Below are 14,845 nucleotides of genomic sequence, written 5' to 3'. Positions count from 1 at the left end.
GACCATAAAATACTCTGCTTCAATTTTTAATCTACTTAACAAAGAAGCAAATAAAATAGTATATTGCTACACTATTTTCAATACGTTTTAATCTACTGAAATGCCACAAATCATGAAAAAAGTTTACCTACTAACACTTTTGATTTCGTTCTCGTCGTTTGCCCAAAAAACGTTCGACAACATTAAATCAGAAAAACTGGGAGAAGAACGCAGAATTACGATCGGACTTCCTGCTTCTTATGAAGCAAACAAAGACAAAAAATATCCTGTTCTTTATTTATTGGATGGAGATTACTTATTTGATCCATTTTCTGGAGCTGTAAGTTATGGAACTTATTGGGATGATATTCCAGAAATGATCATTATCGGGATTCATCAAAACAAAGACGAAGAACGCTATGATGACACCACAATTGACCAAAACGAGGGTTTGCCTTTTGAAAAAGGCGCAAAATTTTTCGAATTTATTGGAGCAGAATTAGTTCCATATATTGAAAAAAAATATCGCACCTCGCCTTTCAGGCTTATCGCAGGTCATGATGTAACAGCTAGTTTTGCTAATTTTTATTTGTACAAAGAAATACCGCTTTTTAATGCCTACATCTGTTTAAGTCCAGAACTTGCCCCAAAAATGGAAGTGCGCATTGCGGAGAAGTTTGCAAAAGTAAAAAGTCCTATTTTCTATTATCTTTCTGCTGGAGAAGGTGATATTAAGAAAATTAAAGAACCAATAGATAAATTAAACAGCAATATTAAAATCGCTAATAATCCGTTAGTGAATTATAAATATGATGTATTTAAAGGCGCAACACATTATACAGAAGTATTGCATTCTATACCAAGTGCATTATACCAGATTTTTGAAGTATACAGACCTATAAATTCTGCCGAATACAACGACAAAATTGCGGTTCTTCAAACTGGTTATGCAGAATATTTAGAAAAAAAATACGCGACAATGTCTGAAGTTCTAGGAGTTCAAATTCCTGTTAGAATGAGCGATTTTAAAGTAATGGAAAATCTTATTTTAAAGAGAAACGCTTACGATGAATTGGGAAAGATGGCCGAAATTGGAAATGTGAATTACCCAAAAGCTATGTTGGGAGAATATGAATTAGGTTTGATGTACGAAAAAATGGGCGATCCTAAACATGCTTCAAAAAAATACCAAAACGCTTCACAAATGGAGCCAATTGGTGATTTGAACAAAGACTTGATGTATGAGAAAATTGACGAAATGAATACACTTGCTAAAAAAAGTAAATAATGTCAAAAGTTAAAACTTCCTTTTTCTGCCAAAACTGCGGAACCCAATATGCCAAATGGCAAGGGCAATGCAACGCGTGCAAAGAATGGAATACGATTGCCGAAGAAATTATTCAGAAACAGGATAAAGTGGCTTGGAAAAGTGAGCCTACTCCAACCAGCAAAGCGCCAAAGCCTTTAAAAATTAATGAAATTGATTCGACGCAGGAAGTTCGAATGGACACAACCGACGGCGAATTGAATCGTGTTTTGGGTGGCGGACTTGTTCCTGGATCTTTAACCCTTTTGGGCGGAGAACCCGGCATCGGAAAAAGTACACTTTTGCTTCAAGTATCATTAAAGTTACCTTATAAAACATTATACGTTTCTGGAGAAGAAAGTCAGAAGCAGATAAAAATGCGTGCAGAAAGAATTACACCAAACAGTGACAACTGTTATATTCTTACTGAAACAAAAACTCAGAACATCTTTAAACAAATCGAAACTATTCAGCCTGAAGTAGTCATTATTGACTCCATTCAGACTTTGCATACCGATTATATCGAATCGACTGCAGGAAGTATTTCTCAAATTCGTGAAACCACTGCCGAATTAATCAAATTTGCTAAAGAAAGCAATATTCCCGTAATATTAATTGGGCACATTACCAAAGACGGAAATATCGCAGGACCAAAAATCCTAGAGCACATGGTCGATACCGTTTTGCAGTTTGAAGGGGACAGAAATCATATTTATAGAATTTTGCGTTCGCTAAAAAATCGTTTTGGTTCGACTTCAGAACTTGGTATTTACGAAATGCTCGGAAGCGGTTTACGAGAAGTTAGCAATCCTTCAGAAATTCTAATTTCACATAAAGATGAAGAATTATCTGGAACGGCAATTGCCACAACTCTTGAAGGCATGCGTCCGCTGATGATCGAAATTCAATCTTTGGTTAGTACCGCAGTTTACGGAACTCCGCAAAGAAGCACAACTGGTTATAATGCGAAAAGACTAAACATGATTTTGGCTGTTTTAGAAAAAAGGGCTGGATTTCGTTTAGGCGCGAAAGACGTTTTCCTGAATGTAACGGGAGGAATTTCTGTTGACGATCCTGCCATTGACTTGGCTGTTGTTGCTGCAATTTTATCTTCTAATGAAGATATTCCTGTTGGAAAAGGTTTCTGTTTTGCTGGCGAAGTCGGACTTTCTGGCGAAATTCGCCCTGTAAACCGTGTGGATCAGCGCATTCAAGAAGCTGAAAAATTAGGCTTCGATACTATCTTTGTTTCTAAATACAACAAAATTGCGTTAAAGAATACAGGAATTAAAATTGAACTTGTGGCAAAAATTGAAGATGTTGCAAGTATACTTTTTGGTTAATTTTTTCTTTTTGCCACGAATTACACAAATTAAACACGAATTTTATTTTAAATTTAAAATCTGAATTTATACATTTTACATTATCTAAAATTAATTCGCGTAATCGTGACAGACAAACAATACTACGTTTCAAAAATTTCTAAATTCTTTTGAAAACCAACTTTATGAATTTTCCAAAACAAAAAATATACAAAGCATTAAAAATACTGGGAATACTCATTTTAGTGCTTTGCATCGGACTATACTATTTTCGTAATTCACTTTTAAAACAGGCCATTGCAAAAGTCACCCATAAAATGGCTGTTCAGTACAACAGTAATTTTTCTGTTGAATCGGCCTCATTTGATGGTTTATCTACAATAAAATTGACAGATGTTGTTTTGGCGCCAATTAATGCTGATACGCTTGTCAAAATAAAAAATGTGGAAACCAGCATCAGTTTAAGCAATTTACTTATTGGAGATGTTCAAGTTGGGACTTTAAAAGTAGACAATGGATATATTCAGCTAGTAAAAAAAGGCAAAAAACGAAATTTTGATGCTTTTCTAAAAAGAGATCGTGAAGAAACAGAATCTAACGAAAAACGCAAGTATGCTGCTTTTGCTTACAGAATCATTTCGAAAGTACTAAATCTAGTTCCAACTGATATGGATTTGAAAAACTTCAAATTCAAAATTGACGACAATGGAAAACAAACCAATATTGATGTAGACAAACTCGTTTTAAGTAACAAACAGCTTGAAACCAATCTCCATGTTCAAGCAAAAGATTTTGACCAGCGCTGGAACATAAAAGGATTTGCAGATCCACGAAACAAAAAGGCCGATATTCGTTTTTTCAATTTAGATACTGGCGCGATTCGCGTTCCATATTTGGATCAGCGTTATAACTTAAAAGCAAGTTTCGATTCTATTCGATTGAATGTTCAGAATATTGACAAAAGCGGAAGCGAACTACACATTGATGGTTATACTTCAATTGCCAATCTTAAAATCAATCACCCAAAAATTGCCAGTAAAGATGTGGTTATAAAAAATGCCCGTTTTGATTACCGCTTTTTATTGGGAGACAGTTTCATCTCAATCGACAGCACTTCAACAATGCAGTTGAACAAAATCAAAGTTCGTCCTTATATCTCTTATGACACCGAAAAAGACACGGTTTATACTTTGAAAGTGGATATTCCGAAAATGAAGGCGCAGGATTTTATCGTTTCACTTCCCGATGGATTGTTTACACATTTTCAGGGAATGCAGGCAACTGGAAATTTTGATTATAAACTGGATTTCAAATTCAATAAAAACAAACCAAACACACTTGTTTTTGACAGTAAACTCAACAAAGAAGATCTACGAATCACCAAATATGGAGAAGCCGATTTAAATAAGCTAAATGGCGAATTTGTTTATCGTGCCATTATTCAAAATGTATTGCAAAGACCTATTTTGGTTGGAAATGCAAATCCGAATTATACGCCTTTAGATCAGATTTCCCCTTATTTAAGAAAATGTGTTTTAACGACAGAAGATCCATCTTTCTTCTCTCATCGCGGATTCATTAATGAGGCTTTCAAACAATCTATTCTAAAAAACATTAGAACCAAGAAATTCTCTCGTGGTGCTAGCACAATTAGCATGCAGTTAATTAAGAATGTCTTTTTAACTCGTGAAAAAACACTTTCGCGAAAGCTTGAAGAAATCCTATTGGTTTACATTTTAGAAAATAATAGAATTGTAAGCAAGGAAAGAATGCTGGAAGTGTATTTCAACATTATTGAATGGGGACCAAATGTTTATGGAATTGGAGAAGCAAGCCATTTTTACTTCCAAAAAAGCCCTTCAGCTTTAAATGTAGACGAATGTCTGTACTTGGCAACGATAATTCCGAAACCAAGAAAATTCATGTATCAATTTAATGATGAAGGTAACTTGAAAGATTATGCTATTAAAAATCAGAAATTCTTAAAGAATTTAATGTTCCGAAGAGGGCTTTTAGTTCCGGAAGATACAACTGGAATACTACCTGTTTACATTTCAGGAAATGCACGTTCTTTAATCAAAATTAAAATTCCAGATTCTACAGCAGTCAAAACAGATTCTTTAGCTGTTGATGATGAATTTGATTTATAGTTGTTTTCTGCCACGAAGGCACTAAGACACAAAGTTTTTTTCTTTTTAATCTCGCAATCCCGATAGCTATCGGGAGCAAAGTTTAATCCATTAAATTCAATAGCGTCCAGCTTTAGCTGGATGAAAATATAAATGCAAATCAAAGGGCTTTAGCCAAACTTTACTAGTTTGGCTAAAGCCCTTTTCTATTTCGATCATAACCCCCTAGCTTAAGCTAGGGGCTATTAAAAAAAACTTTGCTCCCGATAGCTATCGGGATTGCGAGATTAAAAAAACTTCGTGTCTTAGTGCCTTCGTGGCAAAAAAACTTAAGGCGCTGGATCAGGAATTATAGCCTGAACCGCATCAATTTCTGCTAAGATTTGTTTAGAAAGAACTACATCAATAGTGTCGATGTTTTCTTTCAATTGTTTCATAGTTGTTGCTCCAATAATAGAACTTGTCAAAAATGGCTGTTGCAATACAAACCCCATTGCCAATTGCGTTAACGTTAAACCATGTTTTTTAGCAATTTCCAGATACAATTTGGTCGCTTCGGTACATTGGTCGCTATTGTAACGTTTGTATTGCGGAAAAAGATTAACTCTCGCTTTTGGGTGACTTTCTCCAGTTAAGAATTTTCCAGTCAAAATACCGAATGCTAAAGGCGAATATCCCAATAAACCAACATTTTCGTATTTTGAAACTTCTGCAGAATTTACTTCAAATAAACGGTTCAATAAAGAATACGGATTCTGAACAGTTTTGATTCTTGGCAGATTATTGTATTTGCTTTCTTCCAAAAGGCGCATCATTCCCCAAGCGTTTTCATTTGAAACTCCAATATGTTTGATTTTACCTTCTTTAATTAATCCGTCAAAAGTTTCTAAGATTTCTCTGAAATTATCTTCCCAAACATCATCGTGCCCGTGAAAAGCGCGCTGACCAAAATTATTCGTTTTTCTTTCTGGCCAATGCATTTGATACAAGTCAATATAGTCTGTTTGAAGTCTTTTTAAACTATTTTCAACTGCGTATTTAATACTTGCTGGAGAAAAATCCAATTTCTCACGCATATAACCAAAATTCGGATTTGGACCAGCAATTTTAGAAGCCAAAACCACTTTATCTCTATTTCCTGATTTCTTAAACCAAGTTCCAATAATTTTTTCTGTGCTTCCGTAAGTCGCTTCACTCGCCGGAACCGAGTACATTTCGGCAGTATCAAAAAAATTAACGCCTCTTTCAAGAGCGTAATCCATTTGTTCGTGCCCTTCTGCTTCTGTATTTTGTTGCCCGAACGTCATCGTTCCAAGGCATATTTTACTAACTTTTATATCGGTGTTGGGTAATGTAGTGTATTTCATTCTTTTTTGAGTTGCTAAGGTTCTAAGCCGCTAAGATTCTAAGTTTTCTAATTTTGAGTTATAAAGCTTCAAAGTTACGAACGGATTTCTCAAATCTAAAAATGAGAAAGGTTAAAAAAAGTACAAGATTTATTTTGAGAGGCTAAGTTTCTGAGATACTAAGATACTAAGATGCTAAGTTTAGATTCCAATTAATAAAAAAAGGGTTGAAGTTTTACTTCAACCCTTTTTTAAAATCTTAGAAACTTAGTATCTCAGAACCTTAGCACCTTTAATTTATACTATTCAACATCTCCGCAATCTCATCTAATCTTGGAGTCAAGATAATTTCGATTCTACGGTTTTTTGCTTTTCCTTCTGGAGTTGCGTTACTTGCTAGCGGAGAAAATTCGCTTCTTCCAGCAGCAGTTAATTTTTGTTTATTGATTTTTGGGTTTTCGCTTAAAATAGCTACAATTGCTGTTGCTCTTTTAGTTGATAAATCCCAATTGTTTGCAATTGGTCCAGAACCAGCATACGGATCGTCGTCTGTATGTCCTTCGATTAAAACAGAAAGATCTGGATTATCGCCTAAAACTTTTCCAAGTTCTACAACGGCTTTTCGTCCTTCAACACCAACTGCCCAGCTTCCTGAATTGAAAAGCAATTTGTTTTCCATAGAAACATATACTTTTCCATTTTTCTGTTCCACCGTTAAACCTTTACCTTCAAAACCGTTTAAGGCTTTAGATAATGTTTCTTTCAGTTTGCGCATTGATTCTTCTTTTGCCGCAATCATATCTTCTAATTCTTTCAAACGATTAGCCGTTTTATCCAAACGAGCTTGTTCGTCTGCAAGAGCTTTTCCTTTTGCCTCTAATTGTGCTAAAAGCTCACGGTTTTTAGCCATGTTTTTCTCTAATGCATCATTGCTATTTTTCTCCAATGCATTGTAAGAGTCCTGAAGCACTTTATATTTCTTTTGTTCTGCAGCAAGATCGGCTTTTTGTTTTGCCAAATCATCATTAGCAGTTGCTAAATCTTTAGTCAATTTATCACGATCGGTTTCTAACTGATTCTTCGCTTTCTTTAAACTTTCGTTTTCATCAGTGATAGAGCGGTTTTCCTTTTTTAAATCTGAATATTTTGTTTCCAGATCATTATAAATTTTCTTAGAAACGCATGACGTTGTGGATAAGGCTAATGCCAATAATCCGATGGAGGCTTTTTTAATCATCTTACTTTAATTGGTTTTTATTTTAGGCGTTTAAAATCTCACAATTTCAAAATTCAAAATCAATTCTTGAATTTAAACCACCTTTCTCTCAACAAGAACAATACCAAAAATTAGTCAATTTCGACTAAAATAGGGCAATGATCTGAATGCATAGCGTCTGGAAGTATAACGGCTCTTTTTAATCTATTTTCTAACACATTGCTTACCAAATTATAATCGATACGCCAACCTTTGTTATTTCCTCTTGCCCCTGCACGGTAACTCCACCAAGAATAATGGTGCGGATCTTTATTAAAATGACGGAAACTATCAATAAAACCAGATTTCATAAATGCATCCAGCCAAGCACGTTCTGCCGGAAGAAATCCTGAAACCGTTTTATTACGAACTGGGTCGTGAATGTCAATCGCTTCATGACAGATATTATAATCTCCGCATATTATCAGATTTGGAACCGTAAGTTTTAATTCATTAATATAATTTTGAAAATCATCCATGAACATGAATTTGTGATCCAATCTTTCAATATTTGTTCCAGACGGAAGGTATAAACTCATTACAGAAACATCATCAAAATCTGCACGAAGGTTTCTTCCTTCAAAATCCATGTGGTGAATTCCTGTTCCGTAAACAATATTGTTTGGCTTTGTTTTAGAAAGAATCGCCACTCCGCTGTACCCTTTTTTTGTTGCAGGATAGTAATATTGAAACGGATAGCCTGCTGCCGTAATATCATCAACTGGAATCTGATCTTGTGTCGCTTTTATTTCCTGAAGGCATATTACATCAGGATTTGCTTGTTGCAGCCACTCGATAAACCCTTTGTTTATTGCCGCTCTAATTCCATTTACATTATAAGAAATAATTTTCATCAGTGATTTTTTTAGGATTTCAAATGTAATAAAAAAGTGCAAAGTTTGTCTTGGAAACAGCGAAAAGTAGACTTTTTTGTTATCTTTGTTCGCTGTTCTAATAATTTAAAAGTAGTAGATGGGTTTAGTTACCGCGAAAGAAGTTGCAAAGGCAATAAATGTTGAAAAGTACGGAGTTTTCGGTACCTTTTCTGGCTGGATTCTTATGAAGGTTCTTAAGATCTCGACCCTTAATAAAATTTACGATCGTAATAAACATTTGGAAGACCTTGACTTTTTGAATGGAATTTTGGATGAAATGGAAATTAAATTCGAAATCCCAGAAGAAGATTTAAAACGTCTGCCAAAAGATGGTGCGTATATAACCATTTCAAATCATCCGCTTGGAGGAATTGATGGAATTTTATTATTGAAATTAATGCTCGAAAGAGAGCCAAATTTCAAAATCATCGCCAATTTCTTGTTACACAGAATTGTTCCGATGAAAAAATATATCATGCCGGTTAATCCTTTTGAGAATCATAAGGACGCAAAATCGAGCGTAATTGGAATTAAAGAAACATTGCGTCATCTAAGTGACGGAAAACCGTTGGGTATTTTCCCTGCCGGTGAGGTTTCGACTTATAAAGATGGTAAATTAGTAGTAGACAAACCTTGGGAAGAAGGCGCGCTGAAATTAATCAGAAAAGCTAAAGTTCCTGTTGTTCCGATTTATTTTCATGCTAAAAACAGTAAATTATTCTACTGGCTTTCTAAGATTGACGATACTTTGAGAACTGCAAAATTGCCTTCTGAATTGCTTACTCAAAAAGATCGTGTAATTAAAGTTCGTATTGGAAAACCAATTTCCGTAAGTGAACAAAATGAAATTGAATCTTTTGAAGAATATTCAGAATTCTTAAGAAAGAAAACTTATATGCTGGCTAATCCGTTTGAGAAAGACACCAAACTGATTGACACGGCAAGTCTTAAAATACCAAAAGCACCTAAAAAAATCGTAACCGCTGCAAGTGAATCAAAATTGATTGATGAAGTGCAAGCATTACGCGATAGTGACAGCAGGTTTTTACAAAGCAAAAACTACGAGGTTTTCTTTGCAAGCGCAAAAGAAATTCCGAACATTTTACACGAAATTGGACGTTTACGTGAAATCACTTTCCGCGAAGTTGGAGAAGGAACAAATGAATCTATCGACATAGACGAATACGACCAGTATTATCACCATATGTTTTTATGGGATGATGAAACCAAAAAAATCGCAGGAGCTTACCGTATGGGATTAGGTTCTGAGATTTACCCTAAATATGGAATTGAAGGTTTTTACCTGACTGACCTTTTCAGATTCGAGCCAGAATTACACGATATGATGCACAAATCAATCGAAATGGGTCGTGCTTTTATTGTGAAAGAATATCAGCAAAAACCAATGCCTTTGTTCTTATTATGGAAAGGTATTATTCACACCACTTTACGTCATCCGGAACACAAATATTTAGTTGGCGGTGTAAGTATCAGTAATCAGTTTTCAGATTTCTCTAAATCATTGATGATTGAGTTTATGAAATCAAACTACTACGATCCGTATATTGCGCAATATATTCATCCGAAAAAAGCGTACAAAGTAAAACTGAAAGACGCAGACAAAGATTTTATCTTCGATGAAGCAGAATCTGATTTGAATAAGTTTGACAAAATTATTGACGAACTAGAACCAGGAAACTTACGTTTGCCTGTTTTAATTAAGAAATACATCAAACAAAATGCTCGTGTAGTAGCTTTCAATGTTGATCCCTTATTCAACAATGCAATTGATGGTTTAATGTACATTCGAATTGCAGATATTCCAGAAAGCACTATGAAACCTGTTATCGAAGAGTTTCAGATTGAATTGGAAAAGAAATTGTCTGAGAAAGAAGATTAATATAAATGAAAAAGCCGCTTCAAAATTTTGAAACGGCTTTTTTTGTATCATTAAAACTAGAAAACTTACTCTTTTCCAATTTCATTAATATCCTCCAATTGATTTTTAGGATCAGCACCGTATTGATTTGGTCCTTTTTCACCTTCTATACAACATAAATACAAGTTGTAAAATGGAAAAAGGATATACCACCCGCTTTTTCCAACATCATGCATTCTTCTAACAGCAACAGCAATTCCAGGCACTAAAACTGCCAAACTATAAATATTTGCAATCCTTGCCAAGCTTGGCGAAATTAATCCTGCAACAAAACCAAGAACAAAACTAATGATTAAGTTTGCTAAAAAGAACATCCAATATTCTTGTCTTCTTGCTCTTCCACTAAAATTTGCATAGTTCTCAAAAACTACCTTTTTGTACATTTCAATCATAATAAAATCTTTTAAATTCTCTCTTACTCTTAAGGATTTTCAGTTACTCCATCACTCTTTAACAAAGCGCAAGATTAACTACTATCGATTTAATTTGCAGGAACTAAAAGTCATAATTGTATTACAAAAAGACATTTTTACACAAAAAAATCCCATTCATTTCTGAATGGGATCTTAAGTAAATATTTGTTTTTCTCTTAAAACCAGCCTTTTTTACCAACTTGATATGTTTGGTAAAAATCTTCATCTGATTTTGTTAAGTAGATGATTCCTTCAATAAATCCAATTATACTACCAACACCGCAAGTTACGATTGTAATTACAATTTGGATGATTCCTTCTTGAGTGTATCCTAAGATGAATTTATGAATACCTAAGTATCCAAAAATAATTCCCATAATTCCTGCTAATACCTTTTTATTCTCTTGTCTAGGTTGAGATGGTGTATTCCAGCTTTCTGGTTTTGTAGTTTCCATTTTTATATTATTTAGTTAATTATTAATTCCGATTTCATCAATTTCTTCAATGGTACTTTTAGGATCTGGACCATAATAATTTTCCCCGTGTTCTCCTTCTGTTGCTAACAAAACAAGAAACCAGATAGGACCAACCAACGGAATGAAAGAAATTAGAACATTCCATCCACTTTTACCCAAATCGTGCATTCTTCTAACCGTTACAGCCAAAGATGGGATTAAAGCAATAAGAGAATACAAAGCGATTAACCCAATTGCAACTGGAAAACCTAAAAATCCTCCGCCAATTATTGATACTATTATCGCTAAAGCAATAAACACAAAAAAGATTACAGCGGTTGCCAAACGAAAATACCAATATTCACTTCTTCTAGCTCTTCCGCTAAAATTCGAATAGTTCTCGAACATTGCAATTTTATACCATTCAATCATAATTTTTAAATCGGTTATTTTTGGCCTACTCTTGGGATTTTCGGTTTTCTCCTTAGTTTAAAAAAGAACCTATTTAGACTCATTCTTTTAAAATTCGGAAACAATATTATTAAAAAATAACAAATAAAACTAATCTCACTAAATAAAATTTACAAGAAAAAACTCGTTATTAAATTCTAAAGGCTGTAGGCTAGTTTTTATGGTAAACCGCTTTAATTTTATCTACAATTACCTGAGCCAGACGTTCATGACTTTCAAATGTCCAACCTGCAATATGAGGCGTCAGTAACACATTTTTTGCTTCCATAAGATATTGAAGTGCTTCTGGCGTATTGTTTTCTTGAAATAGGGTTTCAAACGAAAGTTTTTCATATTCTAAAACATCCAAACCTGCTCCTAGAACTTTTTTCTCTTTCATTGCCTCAACCAAATCGGCTGTGACGATGTTTTTGCCACGCGATGTATTAATTATCCAAAATGGCTTTTTAAATGCATTTATAAAGCCCTTGTTGACCATTTTATCTGTTTCTGGTGTCCAAGGAAGGTGAAGGCTTAAAACATCCGCTTTTTCGCGTAATTCTTCCAAAGAAACTTGTTTAGAATTTTCGTCGCCAACATTATCCAAAATATCATAGCATAAAACTTCTGTTTCAAAACCTCTCAGTTTTTTTGCAAAAGCCTTTCCCATATTTCCATAACCAATAATTCCGACTGTTTTTAAATCCAATTCATGACCACGGTTGCTTTCGCGATTCCATTGTCCTGCTTTTACTTCAGCATCAGCTTGGTTTAGATTATTAAATAAAGATAAAATCACGCCTAAAGAATGTTCTGCAACAGCATTGCGATTTCCTTCGGGCGCAGCGATTAGATGAATTCCTTTTGAAGAAGCATACTCACAATCAATGCTTTCTAAACCAGCACCAACTCTCGCAATAAAATGCAACTTTGTTGCTTTATCCAAAAAAGCCTTGTCAATCTTGAATCGGCTACGAATTACGATTCCGTTATATTCATGAATTTTTGCTTCAATTTCTTCTTTTGAAGATTTGAAATCAGCGTGATTTTCAAAACCCGCTTCTTCCAATTGGTTCCATAGAATTGGATTATTACTGTCGATATGAAGAATTTTTATACTCATTTTTTCTAAATTTTATAAAAAAACAAAAATACGGTTAATTTAATCTCGCAAAACCACAAAGCCACAAAGTTTTTCCCATTGCAATGCACTTTGAACTCCTGGAATCTTTGCAGCTTTGCCTCTAAACTTTTTATTGGTCAGATTTTTTTTTAACTTTGAAAGAATAAGGATTTCGCAATCCATCATATAAATCTTCAGAAAATCTTCCCATAATGAAACTAACCAAGACTTTTAAAGCCTTTTTTGAAAACGAAAAATCGGGAGGAATTATCTTGCTCTGTGTGACGATTTTATCTCTCTATCTAGCCAACTCTTCAGTTCAAATTCCGTATGTTGCTTTTTGGGAAAAAGAAATTTCAGGGCATTCTATTACACATTGGATCAATGACGGATTGATGACAATTTTCTTCCTTTTGATCGGATTGGAGCTGGAACGCGAAATTTATCACGGTGAATTATCCAATATTAAGAACGCTTCTTTGCCTATAATGGCCGCTTTTGGCGGAATGCTGGTTCCTGCAGCAATCTTTTTAGCTTTAAATTACGGAACAACGACACAAAACGGAGCTGGAATCCCAATGGCGACCGATATTGCCTTTGCAATCGGAATTTTATCGCTTCTAGGAAAAAGAGTTCCTACATCTTTGAAAGTTTTCTTGACTGCTTTAGCCGTTATTGATGATTTAGGCGCTATTATCGTTATTGCAGTTTTTTACACCACATCAATCTCTTTTTTAAATCTTGGAATTGCACTAGGAATTTGGGGCTTATTATTCATCTTAAATCGAATGAAAATCCATAATCTAATTCCATATCTTGTTGGTGGAGCTATTATGTGGTATTTTATGCTTAATTCTGGCGTTCATGCAACCATTACAGGAGTTATTTTAGCATTTGTAATTCCGTTTGGAGATGGCGGAGAAAAAACTTCTTCGTATAGACTACAACATTTTTTGCATCAGCCCGTTGCCTTTCTAATATTGCCTCTCTTTGCAATTGCAAATACAGCTATAACCATTACAGAAAACTGGCACGAAGGTCTTAATCATGTTAATACATACGGAATCATTCTTGGTCTTGTGGTCGGTAAACCACTTGGAATTTTGCTTTTCTCTTCTGTCGGCGTGACGTCTGGTTTGTGCATGTTACCTAAAAACTTAAAATGGACACATATTTTAGGTGCAGGAATGCTGGGCGGAATTGGTTTTACCATGTCAATATTCATTACGGTTCTTGCTTTCAAAAATCCCGAAGTTATTGTTTTTTCTAAAATAGCGATTCTTATAGCCTCTTTCATGGCTGGACTTATGGGATTTGTTTATTTGAAATACATACTAAACAGATCGAAATAAAATCCCAATAAAAAAATCCCAAACTCCAGTTTGAAAATTGGAATTTGGGATTTTTAATATTTGAAATTTCTTTAAAACCTAACCTTTGATTTGTTTTAAAGAAGTTTTGATTCCTTTAATTAATGATGAACTAAATCCATTGTGTTCCATTTCATTTAAACCGACAATTGTACAGCCTTGAGGCGTCGTTACACGGTCGATTAATTGTTCTGGATGCACTCGTTCTTCTAAAAGCATTTTTGCTGCCCCCTTTACCGTTTGTGCCGCAATTGCAAGAGCAGTATTAGAATCAAATCCAATTTCGATTCCTGCTTGCATAGAAGCGCGAATATAACGTAATGCATATGCAGTTCCGCACGCACCTAAAACTGTTGCTGCATCCATTAGTTTTTCGTCAATTACAGGAGCAGTTCCTAAATCTTGAAACAAATCAACAACTGGCGAAGCATTTGCTGCGTATTTTTCTGGGAAAGAAATACAAGTTGCCGATTCTCCAAACTGTGCAGCAATATTTGGCATAATACGAACAACTGGATATTCAAAATTTGTTTTGGTTTGAAGCATATCCAAAGACAATCCGCTAACCGCCGAAGCAATTGTTTTATTTTGGATAACTGGCAGAATTTCGGCCAAAACAGTATCTACTTGATAGGGTTTTATAGTCAAAATTACAACATCAGCTTCCTCAATGTTGTGTTTATTATCGTTAGAAACAGTAATTCCGTACTCAGATAAATATTGAATACTTGCTGTGTTTCTTCTTGTGACAGTAACTTGGTTGTTTTTCGAGAATTTAGCAATTCCTAAGGCAATAGAAACCCCAAGGTTTCCTCCTCCAATAATGTGTACTTTCATTTTGGTTTGGCTTTAATTTATTTCTGGCTGGTAAACAGCATTTTCC

13 protein-coding genes are annotated in these 14,845 nt (G+C 34.6%); 5 read left to right on the top strand and 8 right to left on the bottom strand.

The window, feature by feature from the left end; genetic code table 11:
• The first annotated feature begins 112 nt into the window (after window positions 1–112).
• The 3 genes from AAYQ05_RS02495 to AAYQ05_RS02485 all read left to right on the top strand — a co-directional run bounded on the left by AAYQ05_RS02495 (window position 113) and on the right by AAYQ05_RS02485 (window position 4,757).
• On the top strand, window positions 113–1,267 hold the full coding sequence (locus AAYQ05_RS02495; protein ID WP_343540918.1) for an alpha/beta hydrolase: 1,155 nt from the start codon (window positions 113–115) through the stop codon (window positions 1,265–1,267).
• Complete coding sequence (gene radA, locus AAYQ05_RS02490; RefSeq protein WP_111377621.1) at window positions 1,267–2,628, top strand: DNA repair protein RadA; 1,362 nt, start codon at window positions 1,267–1,269, stop codon at window positions 2,626–2,628. Before AAYQ05_RS02495 ends, radA begins: the two co-directional genes overlap by 1 nt.
• 164 nt (window positions 2,629–2,792) lie before the next feature.
• Window positions 2,793–4,757, top strand: a complete 1,965-nt coding sequence (locus AAYQ05_RS02485; protein ID WP_343540916.1) for a transglycosylase domain-containing protein — start codon at window positions 2,793–2,795, stop codon at window positions 4,755–4,757.
• 308 nt (window positions 4,758–5,065) lie between these two features.
• Here AAYQ05_RS02485 and AAYQ05_RS02480 read toward each other — a convergent pair whose 3' ends face one another.
• The 3 genes from AAYQ05_RS02480 to AAYQ05_RS02470 all read right to left on the bottom strand — a co-directional run bounded on the left by AAYQ05_RS02480 (window position 5,066) and on the right by AAYQ05_RS02470 (window position 8,191).
• Complete coding sequence (locus AAYQ05_RS02480; protein WP_343540915.1) at window positions 5,066–6,103, bottom strand: aldo/keto reductase; 1,038 nt, start codon at window positions 6,101–6,103, stop codon at window positions 5,066–5,068.
• A gap of 271 nt (window positions 6,104–6,374) precedes the next feature.
• Window positions 6,375–7,319 carry an OmpA/MotB family protein gene (locus AAYQ05_RS02475; protein WP_343540914.1) on the bottom strand — a complete coding sequence of 315 codons (945 nt, stop codon included), beginning with the start codon at window positions 7,317–7,319 and terminating at the stop codon, window positions 6,375–6,377.
• Between the two features lie 110 nt (window positions 7,320–7,429).
• Entirely contained in the window at window positions 7,430–8,191 is a 762-nt protein-coding gene (locus AAYQ05_RS02470) for an exodeoxyribonuclease III (RefSeq protein ID WP_343540913.1), read from the bottom strand.
• A 118-nt stretch (window positions 8,192–8,309) separates the two neighbouring features.
• Here AAYQ05_RS02470 and AAYQ05_RS02465 point away from each other — a divergent pair, with 118 nt between their 5' ends.
• Window positions 8,310–10,112 carry a lysophospholipid acyltransferase family protein gene (locus AAYQ05_RS02465; protein ID WP_177211660.1) on the top strand — a complete coding sequence of 601 codons (1,803 nt, stop codon included), beginning with the start codon at window positions 8,310–8,312 and terminating at the stop codon, window positions 10,110–10,112.
• A gap of 65 nt (window positions 10,113–10,177) precedes the next feature.
• On the opposite strand, the gene AAYQ05_RS02460 is transcribed toward AAYQ05_RS02465, so the two are convergent.
• From AAYQ05_RS02460 to AAYQ05_RS02445, 4 genes are all read right to left on the bottom strand, one after another.
• Window positions 10,178–10,543 carry a DUF805 domain-containing protein gene (locus AAYQ05_RS02460; protein WP_343540910.1) on the bottom strand — a complete coding sequence of 122 codons (366 nt, stop codon included), beginning with the start codon at window positions 10,541–10,543 and terminating at the stop codon, window positions 10,178–10,180.
• A gap of 197 nt (window positions 10,544–10,740) precedes the next feature.
• A complete protein-coding gene (locus tag AAYQ05_RS02455; protein WP_095930301.1) occupies window positions 10,741–11,019 on the bottom strand; it encodes a TM2 domain-containing protein in 279 nt (92 codons plus the stop codon).
• 15 nt (window positions 11,020–11,034) lie between these two features.
• Window positions 11,035–11,451 carry a DUF805 domain-containing protein gene (locus AAYQ05_RS02450; RefSeq protein WP_281634233.1) on the bottom strand — a complete coding sequence of 139 codons (417 nt, stop codon included), beginning with the start codon at window positions 11,449–11,451 and terminating at the stop codon, window positions 11,035–11,037.
• A 190-nt stretch (window positions 11,452–11,641) separates the two neighbouring features.
• Window positions 11,642–12,592 (bottom strand): 2-hydroxyacid dehydrogenase, encoded by a 951-nt coding sequence (locus AAYQ05_RS02445; protein WP_343540909.1) that lies wholly within the window; start codon window positions 12,590–12,592, stop codon window positions 11,642–11,644.
• 212 nt (window positions 12,593–12,804) lie between these two features.
• Between AAYQ05_RS02445 and nhaA the strand changes: the two genes are divergently transcribed.
• A complete protein-coding gene (nhaA, locus tag AAYQ05_RS02440) occupies window positions 12,805–13,944 on the top strand; it encodes a Na+/H+ antiporter NhaA (RefSeq protein WP_343540907.1) in 1,140 nt (379 codons plus the stop codon).
• 78 nt (window positions 13,945–14,022) lie between these two features.
• Here nhaA and proC read toward each other — a convergent pair whose 3' ends face one another.
• A complete protein-coding gene (gene proC, locus AAYQ05_RS02435; protein WP_111425314.1) occupies window positions 14,023–14,799 on the bottom strand; it encodes a pyrroline-5-carboxylate reductase in 777 nt (258 codons plus the stop codon).
• Window positions 14,800–14,845 lie beyond the last annotated feature (46 nt).

The organism is Flavobacterium movens (genome assembly GCF_039581425.1).
Lineage (GTDB): Bacteria > Bacteroidota > Bacteroidia > Flavobacteriales > Flavobacteriaceae > Flavobacterium > Flavobacterium luteolum.
Note: the sequence above shows the minus strand (reverse complement) of the source record. Positions and strands in the feature narration are given on the sequence as shown.

Bases quoted from the DNA above. Each gene is read 5' to 3' on its own strand.
- AAYQ05_RS02495 (WP_343540918.1), top strand. From the start codon at position 113: ATGAAAAAAGTTTACCTACTAACACTTTTGATTTCGTTCTCGTCGTTT.
- radA (WP_111377621.1), top strand. From the start codon at position 1,267: ATGTCAAAAGTTAAAACTTCCTTTTTCTGCCAAAACTGCGGAACCCAA.
- AAYQ05_RS02485 (WP_343540916.1), top strand. From the start codon at position 2,793: ATGAATTTTCCAAAACAAAAAATATACAAAGCATTAAAAATACTGGGA.
- AAYQ05_RS02480 (WP_343540915.1), bottom strand. From the start codon at position 6,103: ATGAAATACACTACATTACCCAACACCGATATAAAAGTTAGTAAAATA.
- AAYQ05_RS02475 (WP_343540914.1), bottom strand. From the start codon at position 7,319: ATGATTAAAAAAGCCTCCATCGGATTATTGGCATTAGCCTTATCCACA.
- AAYQ05_RS02470 (WP_343540913.1), bottom strand. From the start codon at position 8,191: ATGAAAATTATTTCTTATAATGTAAATGGAATTAGAGCGGCAATAAAC.
- AAYQ05_RS02465 (WP_177211660.1), top strand. From the start codon at position 8,310: ATGGGTTTAGTTACCGCGAAAGAAGTTGCAAAGGCAATAAATGTTGAA.
- AAYQ05_RS02460 (WP_343540910.1), bottom strand. From the start codon at position 10,543: ATGATTGAAATGTACAAAAAGGTAGTTTTTGAGAACTATGCAAATTTT.
- AAYQ05_RS02455 (WP_095930301.1), bottom strand. From the start codon at position 11,019: ATGGAAACTACAAAACCAGAAAGCTGGAATACACCATCTCAACCTAGA.
- AAYQ05_RS02450 (WP_281634233.1), bottom strand. From the start codon at position 11,451: ATGATTGAATGGTATAAAATTGCAATGTTCGAGAACTATTCGAATTTT.
- AAYQ05_RS02445 (WP_343540909.1), bottom strand. From the start codon at position 12,592: ATGAGTATAAAAATTCTTCATATCGACAGTAATAATCCAATTCTATGG.
- nhaA (WP_343540907.1), top strand. From the start codon at position 12,805: ATGAAACTAACCAAGACTTTTAAAGCCTTTTTTGAAAACGAAAAATCG.
- proC (WP_111425314.1), bottom strand. From the start codon at position 14,799: ATGAAAGTACACATTATTGGAGGAGGAAACCTTGGGGTTTCTATTGCC.